This window comes from Antarctobacter heliothermus (genome assembly GCF_900188425.1).
GTDB lineage: Bacteria > Pseudomonadota > Alphaproteobacteria > Rhodobacterales > Rhodobacteraceae > Antarctobacter > Antarctobacter heliothermus.
The window spans coordinates 1-17,147 of the sequence record NZ_FZON01000001.1 but is presented as its reverse complement, the minus strand read 5'-3'; the positions used below and the strand labels follow the sequence as shown (position 1 = coordinate 17,147).

Here is a 17,147-nt window from a genome sequence, read left to right as displayed (position 1 = left end):
GTTGACCCATGAAACTGAGCGATTTCGACTTTGACCTGCCGGATCGGCTGATTGCCACGCGGCCCGCGCGCCCGCGCTCCTCTGCCCGGTTGCTGGTGGCCGAGGGGGACGCGATAACGGATGCACATGTGTTTGACATCGCGGAGTGGCTGCGCCCCGGGGATCGACTTATCCTGAACGATACCAAGGTGATACCGGCCCGACTTCAAGGGATTCGCAAGCGGGTGTCCGACGCCGGTGAGACCGAGGCCCGGATCGAGGTTACCCTGCTGGAGCCGCAGGCAGACGGCACATGGGCGGCGCTGATCAAACCGCTGAAAAAGGTGCGGGATGGTGAGGATATTAGGTTTTCCAATGACTTGAGCGCCATTCTTGAGGCACGCGAAGCGGGGCAGGGCAAGCTGCGGTTCAACCTGTCGGGAGAGGATTTCGACGCGGCGCTGAATGCTGCCGGGGCCATGCCCTTGCCACCCTATATCGCCGCCAAACGCGCTGCCGATGATCGCGACCGTGAGGATTACCAGACGGTCTGGGCGCGCAATACGGGCGCAGTTGCCGCGCCCACGGCCTCCTTGCATTTCGACGATGCGCTGCTGGCGGCGCTGGCGTCCAAGGGCGTCACTTTTACCCATGTCACCCTGCATGTGGGCGCGGGCACCTTTCTGCCGGTCAAGGTCGAGGACGTGACCAGCCACAAGATGCACGGCGAATGGGGCGAGGTCACAGAGACCGCCGCGACAGAGATCGCCGCCACCCGCGCCGCCGGGGGGCGGATTATCCCTGTTGGCACCACCGCGCTGCGGTTGATCGAAACAGCGGCGCGCAGCGGCCAGATCGCGCCGTTCCGGGGGGTGACGGATATCTTTATCTACCCCGGTTTCACATTTAACGTGACCGACGCGCTGATGACCAATTTCCACCTGCCGAAATCGACGCTGATGATGCTGGTCTCGGCCCTGATGGGCCCCGAGCGCATTCGCGCCATCTATGACCATGCGGTCGCCGGGGACTATCGGTTCTTCTCTTACGGAGATGCTTCGCTGTTGCTGCCGCCGCAGCGCGGCTGACGGCCCCGGCACCGCCAAGGTTTCCACACTGTCCAAAACCTATGCAAACGCGGCTTTCCGCCGCCCGGTCGTCGGGAATGGTTTCCCTGCGACATCGAATCGTGCAGGGCGTCGCCTGTGGTCTGGAAATGATCAGCCGTGCCCGGCAGTCTGGGCGAAAGAAGGAATAAACCGTTGTTGCATGTGATGAAAAACTCCTGGGCGCTCTTGCTCGGCATGTTGCTCCTGATGATCGGCAATGGGTTACAGGGCTCTTTGCTGGGCGTGCGCGGGGCAGAGGCGGGGTTCTCTGCGGGCACCATGTCGATTGTGATGTCGGGCTATTTCGCCGGGTTCCTGTTCGCCTCGCGGACGGTGCCGGGGATGATCCGGCGGGTCGGCCACGTCCGGGTCTTTGCCGCGCTGGGGTCGCTGATCTCGGCGGCGCTGATCCTGTTTCCGGCCTTGCAAGACCCGATTGCCTGGACGCTGGGACGGCTGATTCTGGGCTACTGCTTTTGCGGGGTTTATGTGACCGCCGAAAGCTGGCTGAACAATGCCGCCGACAATGAAACGCGCGGGCAGACCCTGTCAGCCTACATGATCGTGCAGATGGGCGGCATCATCATCAGCCAGGGGTTGCTGGTGGTGCCGGATGCCTCCGGCTTCCTGCTGTTTGTCATCCCCTCGGTGCTGGTTTCGATCTCTTTTGCGCCGATCCTGCTGTCGATCCAGCCGACACCGGCGTTTGAATCCTCCAAACCGATGACCCTGCGGGAGCTGTATGGCGTGTCGCCGCTGGGCATGGTGGGGATGTTCTTTCTGGGCGGCGTGTTTTCGGCGCAGTTCGGCATGGCCGCCGTCTACGCCACTGAGGTGGGCCTGAAACTCAGCCAGATCTCGATCTTTGTCGCGTCTTTCTATGTCGGCGCGCTGGTGCTGCAATACCCGCTGGGCTGGATTTCCGACCGGGTCGACCGGCGGCGGCTGGTCATGCTGGTGGCGGCGGTCGGGGCCGTGGCGGCGGCGGTCGCGGCGGCGCTTGGCGGGTCGTTCACCGTCTTGGTGGCCTCGGCCTTTGTGATCGGCGGCTGTTCCAACCCGCTGTATTCGTTGTTGATTGCCTATACCAACGACTTTCTGGAACCCGAGGACATGGCCAGCGCCTCTGCCGGGCTGCTGTTTGTCAACGGCATGGGCGCCATCGCCGGTCCGCTGGTGATTGGCTGGGTCATGGGGGTTGCCGGACCGAGCGGGTTCTTCGTGCTGATCCTGGCGCTGCTGACGATCATCGCGGTCTACGCGCTGTACCGGATGACGCAGCGGGCCGCGCCTTCTGTCGGGGACACCGGCGCCTATGCGCCGGTCATGCCGTCGTCGACGCAGGTTGCCGTCGAGGTGGCGCAGGAATATTTCATCGACCAGCAGGACGACGATGCAGACGCGCCAAAGCCCTGAGTGTCAGAACCTGACAGAATTCGTGATTTGGGTGCCTGCCACGGTTTGCGCAATGATCTTTCGTGGTGGGATGAGTAACGGGTGACAAAGGAGAAACAGATGATCACGCCCGACGATATACTGGCCTTTTGGCTGGATGAGGTGGGTCCGCAGGGCTGGTACGCCAAGGATGACACGCTGGATGAGACGATCCGCACGCGGTTTGGCGATGCTTTGCAGGGGCTGATGGACGGGCGTTTTGGCCTGTGGCTGACCTATCCGTCAGGTGCGCTGGCCTATATCATTCTGGCCGACCAGTTTCCGCGCAACATGTTCCGCGACGATCGCCGCGCCTTTGCCTCGGACGAGGTGGCGCGCGCGGCGGCGAAACAGGCAATCCATCGCGGCTGGGATCTCAAGATCGACACCCCGGCGCGGCAGTTCTTTTACATGCCGCTGATGCACGCGGAAAACCTGTGTGATCAGGACCGCTGCGTGCGTTTGTTCAAGGAACGGATGCCAGAGTCGGACAGCAATCTGTTGCACGCGCGTGTCCACCGCGAAGTGATCCGCAGTTTTGGCCGTTTCCCCTATCGCAACGCGGCCCTGTCGCGCCGTACCACGCAGCCGGAACAAGGGTTTCTGGACAATGGCGGATATGCAGAGATCCTGCGCGACCTGCAGGCTGACGTCGCCGCCTGAATTTGACGCCTGATCTGGCGCGCGCGGGGTGATTGCCCCGCGTGCCACGCTAAGCTAGCCTTTGCTGCGATGTGGGCAGGGAGGAACGGCATGAGCGAGCAACGCTTTGACATGGTGGTGATCGGGGCGGGCCCCGGCGGCTATGTCGCGGCCATCCGGGGCGCGCAACTGGGCTTGCGCGTGGCGGTGGTCGAACGTGAGCATATGGGCGGCATCTGTCTCAACTGGGGCTGTATTCCGACCAAGGCGATGTTGCGGTCGGCCGAGGTTTTCCACCTGATGCAGCGCGCCAAGGAATTTGGCCTGTCGGCCGAGGGCCTGGGCTATGATCTGGACGCGGTGGTCCAACGCTCTCGCGGGGTGGCGAAACAGCTGTCTTCGGGCGTCGGGCACCTGCTGAAAAAGAACAAGGTGACAACGCTCATGGGCACCGCGCGGCTGGACGGGCCGGGGCGGGTGCATGTTACCACGGACAAGGGTGAACAGGTGTTGGAGGCCGCCAATGTGGTGCTGGCCACCGGCGCGCGGGCGCGCGAACTGCCCGGGCTGGAGGCGGATGGCGACCGGGTCTGGACCTACAAACACGCGCTTGTGCCGTCGCGGATGCCGTCGAAACTGCTGGTGATCGGGTCCGGGGCCATCGGCATCGAGTTTGCCAGTTTCTACCGCACCCTGGGGGCCGAGGTCACGGTGATCGAGGTCATGGATCGCATCCTGCCGGTCGAGGACGAAGAGATCGCCGCATTTGCGAAAAAGCAGTTTGTGAAACAGGGCATGACGATCCTTGAGCGGGCCATGGTCACCCAGTTGGATCGCGGCAAGGATGCGGTTGTCGCGCATGTGGATGAAAATGGGGATAAGTCAAAGATCACCGTGGATACAGTGATTTCGGCTGTGGGTATTGTTGGAAATGTAGAAGGTCTAGGGCTGGAGGACATGGGCGTCCGGGTGGAGCGGTCCCATGTCGTGACCGACCCGATGTGCCGCACCGGGGTCGACGGCATTTATGCCATCGGCGACATCGCGGGCGCGCCCTGGCTGGCGCACAAGGCCAGCCATGAGGGGGTCATGGTGGCCGAACTGATCGCCGGGCAGGACGCGCACGCAGTGGACCCGGACAGCATCGCCGGGTGCACCTATTGCCAGCCGCAGATCGCTTCTGTCGGTCTGACTGAGGCGCAGGCACGGGCGCAGGGCTTTGACATCAAGGTGGGGCGGTTCCCGTTCATCGGCAACGGCAAGGCCATCGCGCTGGGAGAACCCGAAGGCATGGTCAAAACCGTCTTTGACGCGGCCAGCGGGGCGCTGTTGGGCGCGCATATGGTCGGGGCCGAGGTGACGGAACTGATCCAGGGCTATGTTGTGGGCCGCCAGTTGGAAACGACAGAGGCGGACCTGATGCAGACCGTGTTCCCGCACCCGACACTGAGCGAGATGATGCACGAATCCGTGCTGGATGCCTGGGGGCGCGCCATCCATTTCTGACCGGGGTGCGGCACGGCGGGGACCGTTGTTTGGGAGATCGACAGAATGGCGGATCGGATGACAGTGCCCTCGGATGCTCCGGTTGCGGAGTTTCTGAGCCAGGTTGAACCGGCGCGGCGGCGCGAGGATGCGCTGATTCTGGACGCGGTGTTTCGCAAGGTCACGGGGTGGCAGCCGGTCATTTGGGGCACGTCCATGGTGGGCTATGGGCGCTATGCCTACACCTATGCCAGCGGCCATTCGGGGCAGAGTCTGGCCACCGGGTTCGCGCCGCGAAAGGCGAAAATGGTGGTCTACATCATGCCCGGATACGCGGATTACAGCACGATCCTGTCCCGGCTTGGGCCGCATAAACTGGGCAAATCCTGCCTGTATCTTGGCGCATTGTCGAAGGTGGATCTGGACGTTTTGGCCGAATTGATCCGGGCGGGACTAAAGGATTTGGCTGGCTATTGGCCGGTCGAGGCAAGCTGAAACATCTCTCGGGCAGCGCATCACGATTGACGCGTATCTTATTGCCTTGACGGCGGCCTTACGGCTTGTCGCTGCCGCGTCTGTCAGATCAGAGGTTTTCGTTGTCCGACCCCGGAGCCAGCGCCTGTGGCACGGACTCGCCGCGCTTTTTGGCGTCCAGCGCCTTTTGGACGTGGTCGTTCAGAAAGTTGCGGGCGCGCCGTTCGGCCAGACGGATGCGAACGGCGGCGCGAAATATTTCCTCGGACGAGGGCGAGGACGCCCCCAACACCGCCGCCACCTGATCGGGCAGGTTTTCGTCCCCAAGCACGTCCATCGCCTTGATCGTGTCGCGGGCGAGCTTGTCTGCCAGTTCATCGACGACGGACATGGGCGCTCCTCAGCGGGTGTTTTCGGTCAGGCGCCGCTTTACATAGGTGGATACCGATTCCATCAGCGTGTCCATGTGCGGCTCTTCAAAGAAGTGCCCGGACCCCTCGACCTCCTGATGGGTGATCTTGATCCCCTTCTGCTCATGCAACTTGGAAACCAGTGACCGGGTGTCGGCAGGTGGCGCCACGCGGTCGGCGGTGCCGTTGATGACCAGACCGGACGACGGGCAGGGCGCAAGGAAGCTGAAGTCATACATGTTGGCCGGCGGAGACACAGAGACAAACCCGGTGATTTCGGGCCGCCGCATCAGCAGTTGCATCCCGATCCATGCCCCGAACGAGAACCCGGCCACCCAGCAATGCTTGGAGTTCTGGTTCATCGACTGCAGGTAATCGAGCGCCGAGGCCGCATCGGACAATTCGCCGACGCCCTGATCGTATTCGCCCTGGCTGCGACCGACGCCACGGAAATTGAACCGCAGCACGGTAAAGCCCATGTTGTAGAACGCATAGTGGAGGTTGTAGACCACCTTGTTGTTCATCGTCCCGCCGAACTGCGGGTGCGGATGCAGAACGATCGCGATGGGGGCATCGCGGTCTTTTTGCGGATGATAGCGGCCTTCGAGACGGCCTTCGGGTCCGGGAAATATCACCTCGGGCATGGGGCGGCGCAGCTCCTTACACATCTATTTGAAGGGCGGCCCAACTGGACGCCTTGGCATTCTTGACCAAAACACGCGGCTACTTTAGAAGGTTTCTAAATTGGCTCCGGCGTGTTCCGGGCTGGGAAGCAGATAGGCAATTGAACGGACAAGGTCAATTGCCGCCGCGATGAGGGGCGAAACTGCCGTGAAGTTGAGTACCAAAGGTCGCTACGCCATGGTCGCGCTGACAGATATCGCGATGCAGCCCTCTGACGGGCTTGTCACCTTGGGTGATATTTCCCGGCGGCAGGACGTGTCGTTGCCCTATCTGGAGCAATTGTTCGTCAAGCTGCGGCGGGCAGGACTGGTGGAATCCGTGCGCGGGCCGGGTGGCGGGTATCGTCTGGCGCGACCCCCGGCAGAGATCCGGGTGGTCGAGGTGTTGGCCGCCGTAGATGAGACGGTGGACGCGATGCATGTGGGTGCGGGCGCCTCTGGCGGGCTGTCGGGCAGCCGCGCGCAATCCATGACCAACCGCCTGTGGCAAAGCCTGTCGGCGCATGTCTACGTTTTTTTGCATCAGACACGGTTGTCGGACGTGGTCGAAAACTCGCTGGCGCCCTGTCCGGCGGTTCCGTCCATCTTTGCGGTGGTCGACGAAGAGGACAAGTAGGACATGGCGCGCGTCTATCTTGATCACAATGCGACCACGCCGCTGCGCGCCGAGGCGCGCGCGGCAATGATCGCGGCGATGGATGTGACGGGCAACCCCTCATCAGTCCATGCCGAGGGGCGCGCCGCCAAGGGTGTGGTCGAGACGGCGCGCGCGCAGGTCGCGGCACTGGTGGGCTGCCTGACGTCGCAGGTGATCTTTACCGGATCGGCGACAGAGGCGGCGGCCCTGGCGGTGGCGCAAAAGGACCGACATGGCGGGGTCTTTGCGGCCTTGCCGACGGAACACGACTGCCTGAATGTCTGGTCCGAGCTCGATTTGCCCGCGCTGCACCACGCGGACGGTACGGTTGGCGGGCTGGAACTGCTGGACGGGCAGGCGGCTCTGGTGGCCATGTCTGCGGCGAACAGCGAGACCGGGATCATGATGCCGGACCGCTGTGTCGTGGCCAGTGATGGGGACAGGGCCGTTGTCTGCGACATCACCCAGATGGCGGGCAAGGTGCCGGTGCTTTACCCCGAGGGGCGCAAACCGGCCTACATGATCCTGTCGGCGCACAAGATCGGCGGCCCCAAGGGTGTCGGCGCCTTCATCAATTTCACCCGTGACGACCCGCAGGCCATCCTCAGGGGCGGCGGGCAGGAGATGGGGCGGCGCAGCGGCACGGAAAACGTCATCGGCATCGCCGGATTCGGCGCGGCGGCTGAGGCGGCGCAGGGTGACGTCGCGGCAGAAAGATGGCGCGGAGTCGAAAAACTTAGAAACATTCTAGAAGAATCTCTTGAGGCTGCCTCTGAGGTGACTATTTCTGTCGGGAAAGACTCGGTCCGTTTGCCAAACACCGCGTGCCTTGCGACCCCCGGCTGGAAGGGTGAGACGCAGGTCATGCAGATGGACCTTGCAGGCTTTGCGGTCAGCGCCGGGTCCGCCTGTTCCAGCGGCAAGGTCCGCCGGAGCCGCGTGCTGGAGGCGATGGGATACGACGACCAGATTTCGGGCAGCGCCATCCGGGTGAGCCTGGGTCTGGAGACAACAGAAGACGACGTGGCGCGCTTTTGCGACGCCTGGATCAGCAAATACCAGCGGCACCGCGCGCGGGCCGCATGAAAGAGAGGAAACCCGATGGCGGCTTTCGATGAAGTGACAGTCAAGGAAGGTGTCGACCAGGAGACGGTCGATGCCGTCAAATCGGTCAGCACCTACAAACACGGCTGGGAAACCGACATCGAGATGGAATACGCCCCCAAGGGGCTGACGCCGGACATCGTGCGTCTGATCTCGGAAAAGAACGAAGAACCCCAGTGGATGACTGACTGGCGACTGCAAGCCTATGAGCGCTGGTTGCAGAAGAAAGAGCCGGACTGGGCGATGGTTGAATACCCGGAAATCGACTTTCAGAACCAGTATTACTACGCCCGGCCCAAGTCGATGACCGAAAAGCCCAAGTCGCTGGATGAGGTCGACCCCAAGCTGTTGGAAACCTACGCGAAACTGGGCATTCCGCTGAAAGAGCAGATGATCCTTGCGGGCGTCGAGGGCGCGGAGGCTACCCCGGCCGAGGCCAAGGAAGGCGAGCGCCGCGTGGCGGTGGATGCGGTGTTCGATTCCGTGTCCGTTGGCACCACCTTTCAGGCGGAACTGAAAAAGGCGGGCGTGATCTTTTGCTCGATCTCAGAGGCGATCCGCGAGCATCCCGAACTGGTCAAGAAATACCTTGGCTCGGTCGTGCCGGTGTCGGACAACTTTTACGCCACGCTGAACTCGGCCGTCTTTTCTGACGGGTCGTTTGTTTACGTGCCGCCGGGTGTGCGCTGCCCGATGGAGCTGTCGACCTATTTCCGCATCAACGCGGAAAACACCGGCCAGTTCGAGCGCACGCTGATCATTGCCGACAAGGGCAGCTATGTGTCCTACCTCGAAGGGTGTACCGCGCCGCAGCGCGACGTGGCCCAGCTGCACGCAGCTGTGGTGGAAATCATCGTCGAGGAAGACGCCGAGGTGAAATACTCCACGGTGCAGAACTGGTATCCCGGCAACGAAGAGGGCAAGGGCGGCATCTACAACTTTGTCACCAAGCGCGCCGATTGCCGGGGCGACCGGGCCAAGGTGATGTGGACACAGGTGGAAACCGGCTCTGCGGTGACGTGGAAATACCCGTCCTGCATCCTGCGCGGCAACGAAAGCCAGGGTGAGTTCTATTCCATCGCCATCACCAACAACCACCAGCAGGCCGATACCGGCACCAAGATGATCCATCTGGGCAAGGATACCCGGTCACGCATCGTGTCCAAGGGCATCAGCGCGGGCGTGGCGCAGAACACCTATCGCGGTCTGGTGTCGATGCACCCCAAGGCGAAAAATTCGCGCAACTATACCCAGTGCGACTCTTTGCTGATCGGCGACAAATGCGGGGCGCACACGGTGCCGTACATCGAGGTCAAGAACAACTCTTCGCGGGTCGAGCATGAGGCGACCACCTCCAAGGTGGACGACGACCAGTTGTTCTATTGCCGCCAGCGCGGCATGGACGAGGAAGAGGCCGTGGCCCTTGTGGTCAACGGGTTCTGCCGCGACGTGTTGCAGGCGCTGCCGATGGAATTCGCCATGGAGGCGCAGCAACTGGTGGCAATCTCGCTTGAAGGGTCCGTGGGCTGATGCGGCGCGGGCTGGGTATGGGGCTGCTTGCGCTGGCGGGCATCATGATGCTGGTCGGCGGCGTTGGCTTGCAGGAACCGGCGCTGGCCGCCGGTCCGCTGTACGACCCGACCTTGATTCACGGCATTGACGTGGAAATGGCCATGCAGGTCCGTGACTGTGAACCCAGCCTGTTTGCCACGCGGCACTGCAATCTTTGGGGCCATTGGCGGCCGCTGTAGCGACAGCGCGGATGGGCCTTTTGACCGGTATCTCTTGCCTGAGAAGCGCGTCGCAAGATCTTGGAGTTGAAAGATGATTGTCACCACGACCCCAGCCATAGAAGGCCGCCGCATCACCGCCTACAAGGGCATTGTGGTGGGTGAGGCCATTCTTGGGGCAAACGTGTTCCGCGATATCTTTGCCGGGATCACCGACATCATCGGTGGCCGGTCGGGTGCCTATGAGGCCAGCCTGCAAGAAGCCCGCGAAACCGCACTTCGCGAGTTGGAAGACCGGGCCGCCGCCCTTGGTGGCACGGCCGTGGTGGGCGTCGACCTAGATTATGAAGTGATCAACAACATGCTGATGGTTTCTGCCAGCGGCACAGCGGTGGTGATCGACTGATCCACCACCCCAACCCATGGAACACGATCGCGCCCGCCCATTGGCAAAGGTGCGCGACGGACCTGACTTGAGAAGGACAAAAAATGCTGGAAATCAAGAACCTGCACGTCAAACTTGAAGAAGAGGACAAGCAGATCCTCAAGGGCGTCGACCTGACCGTCGAGGCGGGCAAGGTGCATGCGATCATGGGGCCGAACGGCTCTGGCAAATCGACCCTGTCCTATGTCCTGTCCGGCAAGGATGGCTATGAGGTCACTGAGGGATCTGCCGCGCTGGAAGGCAAAGACCTGCTGGACATGGACGTCGAAGAACGCGCCGCCGCCGGTCTGTTCCTGGCGTTCCAGTACCCGGTCGAGATCCCCGGCGTCGGCAACATGACCTTCCTGCGCACGGCTGTGAACGCACAGCGCAAGGCGCGCGGTGAGGAAGAAATGTCCTCTGCCGAGTTCCTCAAGGTGATCCGCGAAAAGGCCAAGTCGCTGAAGATCGACGCCGAGATGCTCAAGCGCCCGGTCAATGTCGGCTTTTCGGGCGGTGAGAAAAAGCGCAACGAGATCCTGCAGATGGCGATGCTGGAACCCCGGATGTGCATCCTGGATGAGACCGACTCGGGTCTTGACGTGGACGCGATGAAGCTGGTGGCGGACGGAGTGAACGCGCTGCGCGACTCCGGGCGCGGGTTTCTAGTCATCACGCACTACCAGCGCCTGCTGGACCACATCAAACCGGACGTTGTGCACATCATGGCCGATGGCCGCATCATCAAGACCGGCGGGCCCGAACTGGCGCTTGAGGTCGAAAAGAACGGCTATGCCGACATTCTTGCGGAGGTCGCGTAATGGCACTGCCACAAGCAAAACTGGACGCAACCGAGGCGCGGCTGTCCGCGCTGGCCCTGCCGGAAGGCGGCTGGAGCGATCCGGCGCGGCAGGACGCGCTGGCGCGTCTGCGCGCCATGGGTCTGCCCACCGCGCGCGATGAATACTGGAAATACACCCGGCCTGATACGCTGGTCACGGCGGATGCGCCTGCCGCTGCCGTTCTGGATCAGGACGATGAGACGCCGCTGTTTGCCGCGCGCGACCGGTTGAAGATCGTCTTTGTGGACGGCGTGTTTTCCGCCGCCGACTCCGACGATCTGAGCCTTGAGGGCGTGTCTGTCGACCGTCTGGCCGAGGCCAAGGATATCCATTGGGCCAAGGACTTGTACGGCGTTCTTGAGGCGCAGGGTCAAACACCGGTGGCCCGTCCGCTGGCGGCGTTGAACACTGCCTTTGCCAGCGACGGCGTGCTGATCCACGTCACCGGCAAGGTCTCAAAGCCGATCAACCTGATTTATCGCCATGAGGATTCAACCTCGGACGCGATCCTGCATCATGTGATCAAGCTGGACGCCGGAGCCGAGGCGACGATCCTTGAAAACGGACCCGCCGCCGCACGGTTCAACCAGTGTATCGAGGTCGATGTGGCTGACAGCGCCACGCTGCACCATATCCGCGCGCAGGGCCGTGACCATGAACGCCGCGCCGCTACGCATATCTTTGCCCGTCTGGGGCAGGAAAGCACGTTCAAGAGCTTTACGTTGACCGTGAACGGCATGCTGACCCGCAACGAGGTGATGATCGACATCACCGGCGACGACGCGGTGGCGCATGTTGCCGGGGCCTGCATGGGGGACGGCGCGTTCCACCATGACGACACCATCTTTGTCACCCATGACGCGGTGAATTGTGAAAGCCGTCAGGTGTTCAAGAAGGTGCTGCGCAATGGCGCGACGGGTGTGTTTCAGGGCAAGATCCTGGTCAAACCGGGCGCGCAGAAGACCGATGGCTATCAGATCAGCCAGGCGCTGTTGCTGGACGGCGACAGTCAGTTCCTTGCCAAGCCCGAATTGGAAATCTACGCCGATGACGTAGCCTGTTCGCATGGCTCGACCTCTGGCGCGATTGACGAGGAGGGGCTGTTCTACCTGCGGGCCCGTGGCGTGCCGCGCGGCACTGCCGAGGATCTGCTGACCATCGCCTTTATCGCCGAAGCGGTGCAGGAGATCGAAGACGAGAGCCTGCAAGAAGAACTGGTCGAACGCGTGGCGGCCTGGCTGGCCCGTCGGCGCAGCTGAGCGGTGCCTGTCACCCGTGATATTGCCGCCACCTATCGCAGGCCGGGCAAGACCCTGCGCGCGATTCTGGCGCGCGGGGTCAGCGAACCACGCGCGCTGGCCTATCTGATGGGGGCCTGCGGCGTGATGTTTGTCGCGCAATGGCCCCGGCTGGCGCGGGAGGCGCATCTGCAAGGCACCGAACTGGAACCGGCGCTTGGCGGGGCGCTGCTGGCGACGGTGATCTTTCTGCCGTTGATCTTTTATGTCGTGGCCGGGTTCAGCCAATTGGTGGCGACGGCTGTGATGCGCCCGATTGGGGGATATGAAACCCGTCTGTCGCTGTTCTGGGCGCTGCTGGCGGCCGCGCCTCTGGCATTGCTCTATGGGCTGGTCGGTGGGTTCATCGGGGCCGGGGGCGCCTTGACGCTGGTCGGCGCGGCTTGGCTGGGGGTGTTCCTCTGGTTCTGGACCACGGGCCTGCGCGAGGCGCGCAGACTGGCGGGACCGGGTGGCGAAGAGGGCGCGGTGTGACCCTGGACGGCTACCTGAAACTGGCGCTGCAAAGTGTGACGAACCCGCGTGAGGTCGCCGCTTTGCTGTTGTCGATCCGTCCGGGGCGCGAGGCCCTGTGGACGGCGTTTGCGCTGGTTGTCGTGCTGAATGCGATGATCTTTTCGGGTTCCTTGCTGTTGGACCCGACCAGTGCGCCGACCCTGTTGTCCAACCCGGCGATCCTGCTTGTTCTGCAAGGCGGCGCCTTGGCGTGCAGTATCCTTGCCTTGACCTGGACCGGGCGGCTATTCGGAGGCAAGGCGCGGGTTGAGGAAATCGCCCTGCTGATGATTTGGATGCAGGGGCTGCGCATTCTGGTTCAGGGCGCATTGCTGCTGGTTATCCCGATCTCGCTGATGTTGGCCGGACTGGTGACAATGGCGGCCACGGCGCTTGGCGTCTGGATCGCGGTGAATTTTCTGGATGAGGCGCATGAGCTGGGCGGCCCCTTGCGCGCCTTGGCCGTGTTGGTATTGGGCATGTTTGCAATGGCTTTTGCCATCTCGCTGCTTTTGACCCTCGCCGGGGTCACACCCGAAGGGATGACAGACTATGTATGACGTCGACACGGTTCGCGCCGATTTTCCGATCCTCTCGCGTGAGGTGAATGGCAAGCCGCTGGTTTATCTGGACAATGGCGCATCGGCGCAAAAACCTCAGGTGGTGATTGACGCGGTGACACGCGGCTATGCCGAGGAATACGCCAACGTCCACCGGGGCCTGCACTATCTGTCGAACCTTGCGACCGAGAAATATGAAGGCGTCCGAGAGATCATCGCGCGCTTTCTGGGCGCCAAAGACCCCGAAGAGATCGTCTATACCACTGGCACCACGATGGGCATCAACATGGTGGCCTATGGCTGGGCGATGCCCAACCTGCAGCCGGGCGATGAGATCGTGCTGTCGGTGATGGAACATCACGCCAATATCGTGCCCTGGCATTTCCTGCGCGAACGGCAGGGGGTGGTGATCAAATGGGTCGACGTGGATTCGACCGGCTATCTTGACCCGCAAAAAATCATCGACGCCATTGGCCCCAAGACCAAGCTGGTGGCCGTCACCCATCTGTCCAACGTTCTGGGTACGGTGGTGGACGTCAAGACCATCTGCGCCGGTGCGCGGGCCAAGGGCGTGCCGGTGCTGGTGGACGGCTCACAGGCGACGGTCCACATGCCGGTCAATGTCGAGGACATCGGCTGTGATTTCTACGCCATCACCGGGCATAAACTGTATGGCCCGTCGGCGTCTGGCGCGATCTGGATGCGTCGCGCCCGGATGGATGAAATGCGCCCCTTCATGGGCGGCGGCGACATGATCCGTGAGGTCCACAAGGATGAGATCACCTGGAACGATCCGCCGATGAAGTTTGAGGCAGGAACGCCCGGCATTGTCCAGCAGATCGGTCTTGGCGTCGCGCTGGAGTACATGATGGGGCTGGGGATGGACAACATCGCCGCCCATGAGACTGCGCTGCGCGACTACGCGCGGACCCGTCTGGACGGGTTGAACTGGCTCAGCGTGCAGGGGGCGACGCCTGACAAGGCGGCGATTTTCTCCTTTACGATGCAGGGGGCAGGCCATGCGCATGACATCTCGACCATCCTCGACAAAAAGGGGGTCGCGGTGCGGGCGGGGCATCACTGTGCCGGGCCGCTGATGGATTTCCTGGGCGTCACCGCAACCTGCCGGGCCAGCTTTGGCCTCTATAACACCACGGCAGAGGTGGACGCGCTGGTGGATGCGCTGGAGCTGGCACACGACCTTTTCGGCTAGACTGCCGGTTTTCTAGACATGGTGCGCCCTCGTTCAGGTCTTTTTCTGAACGGGGGTTCAATTCCGGGCGGCGTCTTGGCAGGTTGGCGGCACCGCAACTGCCACGGAGAGCCGCATGTCGCTTTTGACCGACGCTGACGAAATTTCGCAAATCGCATTTGGATTCATGGGGTCGAAGGCGCTGTTCGCGGCGCTCGAACTCGGGATCTTCACCCATCTGGCAGAGGGGGCGATGACGGCGACCGAGTTGGCGCAGGTGTCAAAGATACATGAAGACCGGGTGACGACCTTGCTGACGGCGCTGGCGGGTATGGGGTTGGTCGCGGTTGATGAGGACCGGTTTTCCAACGCCCCTGCCGCGCAGGCGTTTCTGGTGCAGGGGGCCAAGTACGATTTTTCCGACTATCTGCGCCTGCAGGTGGGGCGGCAGATGTATCCGCTGATGGATCAACTGGGCGATGCGCTGGCCGGTACCATGGCCGAGGATGCAACCGCGTCCTATGCCGACTGGTTTTCCGACCCCGAGCAGGCGCGGCTGTATTCCGAAAGCCAGCATTCCGGGTCACTGGGCCCGGCGCGGCAACTGGTCAGGGCGCTGGATCTGTCCGGCAAGCACAAGATGCTGGATCTGGGCGGCGGCACGGCGGCCTTTGACATCACCCTGTGCAAGGCGAACCCGGAACTGACCTCGACGATACTGGAGTTTCCCAATGTCGCTGCGCTGGGGCGCACATATGTGGACAAGGCGGGCCTGACCGACCGGATCACCTATCTGGAGGGCAACGCGCTGGAAACACCCTGGCCGCAGGGGCAGGATGTGGTGATGATGTCCTATCTGCTGTCGGGCGTTCCGGGCGACACCCATGCGCGGCTGATCCGGCAGGCGTTCGAGGTGCTCAATCCGGGCGGGATCGTGTTGATCCATGATTTTGTGGTCCACGAGGACCGGACCGGCCCGTCCCTGGCCGCGCTCTGGCAGTTGCAACATACCGCATTCACGCCCGAGGCCCGCTCGCTGGATGCGGGGTGGCTGGACGGGGCACTGGCGGGGGCCGGATTCGCCGGAATAACCGTCGCGCCGCTGATCCCGGAAATGACCATGCTGGCGCAGGCGCACAAGCCCTGACAAGGCGCGGGCGCAGAGGGGCAGGGTGTCGAGAGGCTGCACGGTTGCCCGCGCCGCGCAAAAATGTCAGCTTCTGATTTTCAGGCTGTCAGTAAGGCGTTGCAGAGGTCGGCCCCTTGGGTCTATACAGCCGCCAGCACGCACCCATAGCTCAGCTGGATAGAGCGCTGCCCTCCGAAGGCAGAGGCCAGAGGTTCGAATCCTCTTGGGTGCGCCAATCATTCCAATAACTTACGCGTATGAAGTGTTGACTGCTTTTGCGATGGGGAAGCCGGAGGGAAGATGGCTGACCTGTAAACTGGCGCATTCTTCCGAGTTCGATATCGGAAAGGAATCGACATGACGAAGGCAAACACCCGCGACCCATCCGAACCGAGACAAACCCTGCCGCTAGGCAGCGCGATGAACCATGACACGATTTGCCCAGAGCCGAACATGGAAGCCTACGACAAGTGGCGGGCTGCCCGGCGTGATCTGCGGGCCTCGATTGAATTGCCCGGCGGCGGTGACTTTGGTCTGCCCGAAACCAAGGCGGCGCAAAGGCGTAAGGCGGCGGCGCTGGAAACCATGCTGGCGTGCCGACCGCAAACCCTCCACGATGCGCAAGGATTGGCGCACGTCGCTTGGGAGTACTTCAAGCCGAGTATGCCCGAAGGATCGCCGGAGTTTGAGGCTGCCATGTGCGATCCCGGTTTGCGGCTTGTTCTGCGGCTATGGCAATCCGCAGCCGGAATGAGTGGCCTGCGCCCGAAACCTGACAAAGGAAACACCCCCCCTTCGATCTCTTACACACGGAAACCGAAGGGGGCGGGGGTAAAATTCGGGCGCGCGAAACCTCTAGTCCACTTGTGCCCACGGGATTTTTCATTTTTTCATTTTGAGGACTAGCGTTCCTGTGCCGCCGGGATCGTGGAGGCCAAGGCCGCAGAAACCGATGCCAAGATGGGTGCATGCAGCCGAGCCACTTCCTGCAGTAAACTCTGCTGTATGACACACCTTGCAGCACTCCCCGCCCCGTCCCCCCGGATCTCCGCGAAGTTGCGTAAGGCGATCGGACTGCGCATCCGTCGCGGCATGACAATCAGCGCCGCATGTGACGCGGCTGGAATCTCGACAGCTGGCTATTTCAAGGCGCAGAAACGGCCCGCTGTCCGCGATTGTGAACAGGCATGCAATTTTGACCCCGTAACGGGGTGATCGGCGTCCAACAATGACCCCCTTACACTGATGTGGATGATGCTCCCGAGGCTATCGGGGAGCACAGTGTGGGATGTTGGTTGTGGAGACGATTGCGAAGATCCGTCGGGCGTATTTTCAGGACAAGAAGCCGATCAAGCAGATCTGCCGGGAACTGCGGATTTCACGGAACACGGTGCGCAAGGTGATCCGGTCCGGTGCGACCGAGCACACCTACGAGCGGACCGTCCAGCCGCAGCCGAAGATCGGTCCTTGGAAGGACGAACTCGACGAGATGCTGGCGACAAACGCGCGGAAGCCCAAGC

19 protein-coding genes, 1 tRNA gene and 1 pseudogene are annotated in these 17,147 nt (G+C 62.3%); 19 read left to right on the top strand and 2 right to left on the bottom strand.

All coding sequences use genetic code 11. The annotated features are described in order from the left end of the window. Positions 1 to 8 precede the first annotated feature (8 nt). The 5 genes from queA to CHB90_RS00085 all read left to right on the top strand — a co-directional run bounded on the left by queA (position 9) and on the right by CHB90_RS00085 (position 5,144). Positions 9 to 1,067: a tRNA preQ1(34) S-adenosylmethionine ribosyltransferase-isomerase QueA gene (queA, locus tag CHB90_RS00105; protein WP_089275785.1), complete on the top strand. Its 1,059-nt coding sequence runs from the start codon at positions 9 to 11 to the stop codon at positions 1,065 to 1,067. A 174-nt stretch (positions 1,068 to 1,241) separates the two neighbouring features. Continuing rightward, positions 1,242 to 2,504 (top strand): MFS transporter, encoded by a 1,263-nt coding sequence (locus CHB90_RS00100; RefSeq protein ID WP_089275784.1) that lies wholly within the window; start codon positions 1,242 to 1,244, stop codon positions 2,502 to 2,504. 99 nt (positions 2,505 to 2,603) lie between these two features. Then, on the top strand, positions 2,604 to 3,185 hold the full coding sequence (locus CHB90_RS00095; RefSeq protein WP_089275783.1) for a DUF924 family protein: 582 nt from the start codon (positions 2,604 to 2,606) through the stop codon (positions 3,183 to 3,185). Positions 3,186 to 3,275: 90 nt separating this feature from the next. Beyond that, the gene (gene lpdA / locus CHB90_RS00090) at positions 3,276 to 4,670 is read left to right on the top strand and encodes a dihydrolipoyl dehydrogenase (RefSeq protein WP_089275782.1); all 1,395 of its coding nucleotides are present in this window, start codon (positions 3,276 to 3,278) and stop codon (positions 4,668 to 4,670) included. Between the two features lie 45 nt (positions 4,671 to 4,715). After that, positions 4,716 to 5,144 carry a DUF1801 domain-containing protein gene (locus CHB90_RS00085; protein ID WP_089275781.1) on the top strand — a complete coding sequence of 143 codons (429 nt, stop codon included), beginning with the start codon at positions 4,716 to 4,718 and terminating at the stop codon, positions 5,142 to 5,144. Between the two features lie 88 nt (positions 5,145 to 5,232). Here CHB90_RS00085 and CHB90_RS00080 read toward each other — a convergent pair whose 3' ends face one another. Both CHB90_RS00080 and CHB90_RS00075 read right to left on the bottom strand, forming a co-directional pair. Continuing rightward, positions 5,233 to 5,514 (bottom strand): hypothetical protein, encoded by a 282-nt coding sequence (locus CHB90_RS00080; protein WP_089275780.1) that lies wholly within the window; start codon positions 5,512 to 5,514, stop codon positions 5,233 to 5,235. A 9-nt stretch (positions 5,515 to 5,523) separates the two neighbouring features. Beyond that, on the bottom strand, positions 5,524 to 6,177 hold the full coding sequence (locus CHB90_RS00075) for an alpha/beta hydrolase (protein WP_089275779.1): 654 nt from the start codon (positions 6,175 to 6,177) through the stop codon (positions 5,524 to 5,526). A 187-nt stretch (positions 6,178 to 6,364) separates the two neighbouring features. Between CHB90_RS00075 and iscR the strand changes: the two genes are divergently transcribed. The 14 genes and pseudogenes from iscR to CHB90_RS00005 form a co-directional block, all read left to right on the top strand. Beyond that, entirely contained in the window at positions 6,365 to 6,832 is a 468-nt protein-coding gene (gene iscR / locus CHB90_RS00070; protein WP_089275993.1) for a Fe-S cluster assembly transcriptional regulator IscR, read from the top strand. Between the two features lie 3 nt (positions 6,833 to 6,835). Then, on the top strand, positions 6,836 to 7,939 hold the full coding sequence (locus tag CHB90_RS00065; RefSeq protein WP_089275778.1) for a cysteine desulfurase family protein: 1,104 nt from the start codon (positions 6,836 to 6,838) through the stop codon (positions 7,937 to 7,939). Positions 7,940 to 7,954: 15 nt separating this feature from the next. Next, positions 7,955 to 9,487 carry a Fe-S cluster assembly protein SufB gene (sufB, locus tag CHB90_RS00060; protein ID WP_089275777.1) on the top strand — a complete coding sequence of 511 codons (1,533 nt, stop codon included), beginning with the start codon at positions 7,955 to 7,957 and terminating at the stop codon, positions 9,485 to 9,487. Beyond that, complete coding sequence (locus CHB90_RS00055; RefSeq protein ID WP_089275776.1) at positions 9,487 to 9,708, top strand: hypothetical protein; 222 nt, start codon at positions 9,487 to 9,489, stop codon at positions 9,706 to 9,708. Before sufB ends, CHB90_RS00055 begins: the two co-directional genes overlap by 1 nt. Before the next feature lie 73 nt (positions 9,709 to 9,781). Continuing rightward, positions 9,782 to 10,093, top strand: coding sequence for a heavy metal-binding domain-containing protein (locus tag CHB90_RS00050; RefSeq protein WP_089275775.1), 312 nt, complete (start codon positions 9,782 to 9,784; stop codon positions 10,091 to 10,093). An 83-nt stretch (positions 10,094 to 10,176) separates the two neighbouring features. Next, positions 10,177 to 10,932 (top strand): Fe-S cluster assembly ATPase SufC, encoded by a 756-nt coding sequence (sufC, locus tag CHB90_RS00045; protein ID WP_089275774.1) that lies wholly within the window; start codon positions 10,177 to 10,179, stop codon positions 10,930 to 10,932. Next, positions 10,932 to 12,212, top strand: coding sequence for a Fe-S cluster assembly protein SufD (gene sufD, locus CHB90_RS00040; protein WP_089275773.1), 1,281 nt, complete (start codon positions 10,932 to 10,934; stop codon positions 12,210 to 12,212). The genes sufC and sufD overlap by 1 nt, the downstream gene beginning before the upstream one ends. A 3-nt stretch (positions 12,213 to 12,215) precedes the next feature. Next, complete coding sequence (locus CHB90_RS00035) at positions 12,216 to 12,725, top strand: YIP1 family protein (RefSeq protein WP_089275772.1); 510 nt, start codon at positions 12,216 to 12,218, stop codon at positions 12,723 to 12,725. Then, positions 12,722 to 13,306 carry a YIP1 family protein gene (locus CHB90_RS00030; protein WP_089275771.1) on the top strand — a complete coding sequence of 195 codons (585 nt, stop codon included), beginning with the start codon at positions 12,722 to 12,724 and terminating at the stop codon, positions 13,304 to 13,306. The genes CHB90_RS00035 and CHB90_RS00030 overlap by 4 nt, the downstream gene beginning before the upstream one ends. Continuing rightward, a complete protein-coding gene (locus tag CHB90_RS00025) occupies positions 13,299 to 14,519 on the top strand; it encodes a cysteine desulfurase (protein WP_089275770.1) in 1,221 nt (406 codons plus the stop codon). Before CHB90_RS00030 ends, CHB90_RS00025 begins: the two co-directional genes overlap by 8 nt. 115 nt (positions 14,520 to 14,634) lie before the next feature. Continuing rightward, a complete protein-coding gene (locus CHB90_RS00020; RefSeq protein WP_089275769.1) occupies positions 14,635 to 15,645 on the top strand; it encodes a methyltransferase in 1,011 nt (336 codons plus the stop codon). A gap of 140 nt (positions 15,646 to 15,785) precedes the next feature. Further along, positions 15,786 to 15,862 (top strand) — tRNA-Arg (locus tag CHB90_RS00015). 218 nt (positions 15,863 to 16,080) lie between these two features. Next, complete coding sequence (locus CHB90_RS00010; protein WP_141135776.1) at positions 16,081 to 16,533, top strand: hypothetical protein; 453 nt, start codon at positions 16,081 to 16,083, stop codon at positions 16,531 to 16,533. A gap of 382 nt (positions 16,534 to 16,915) precedes the next feature. Then, positions 16,916 to 17,147: pseudogene (locus CHB90_RS00005) on the top strand (IS21 family transposase); the annotation flags it as partial.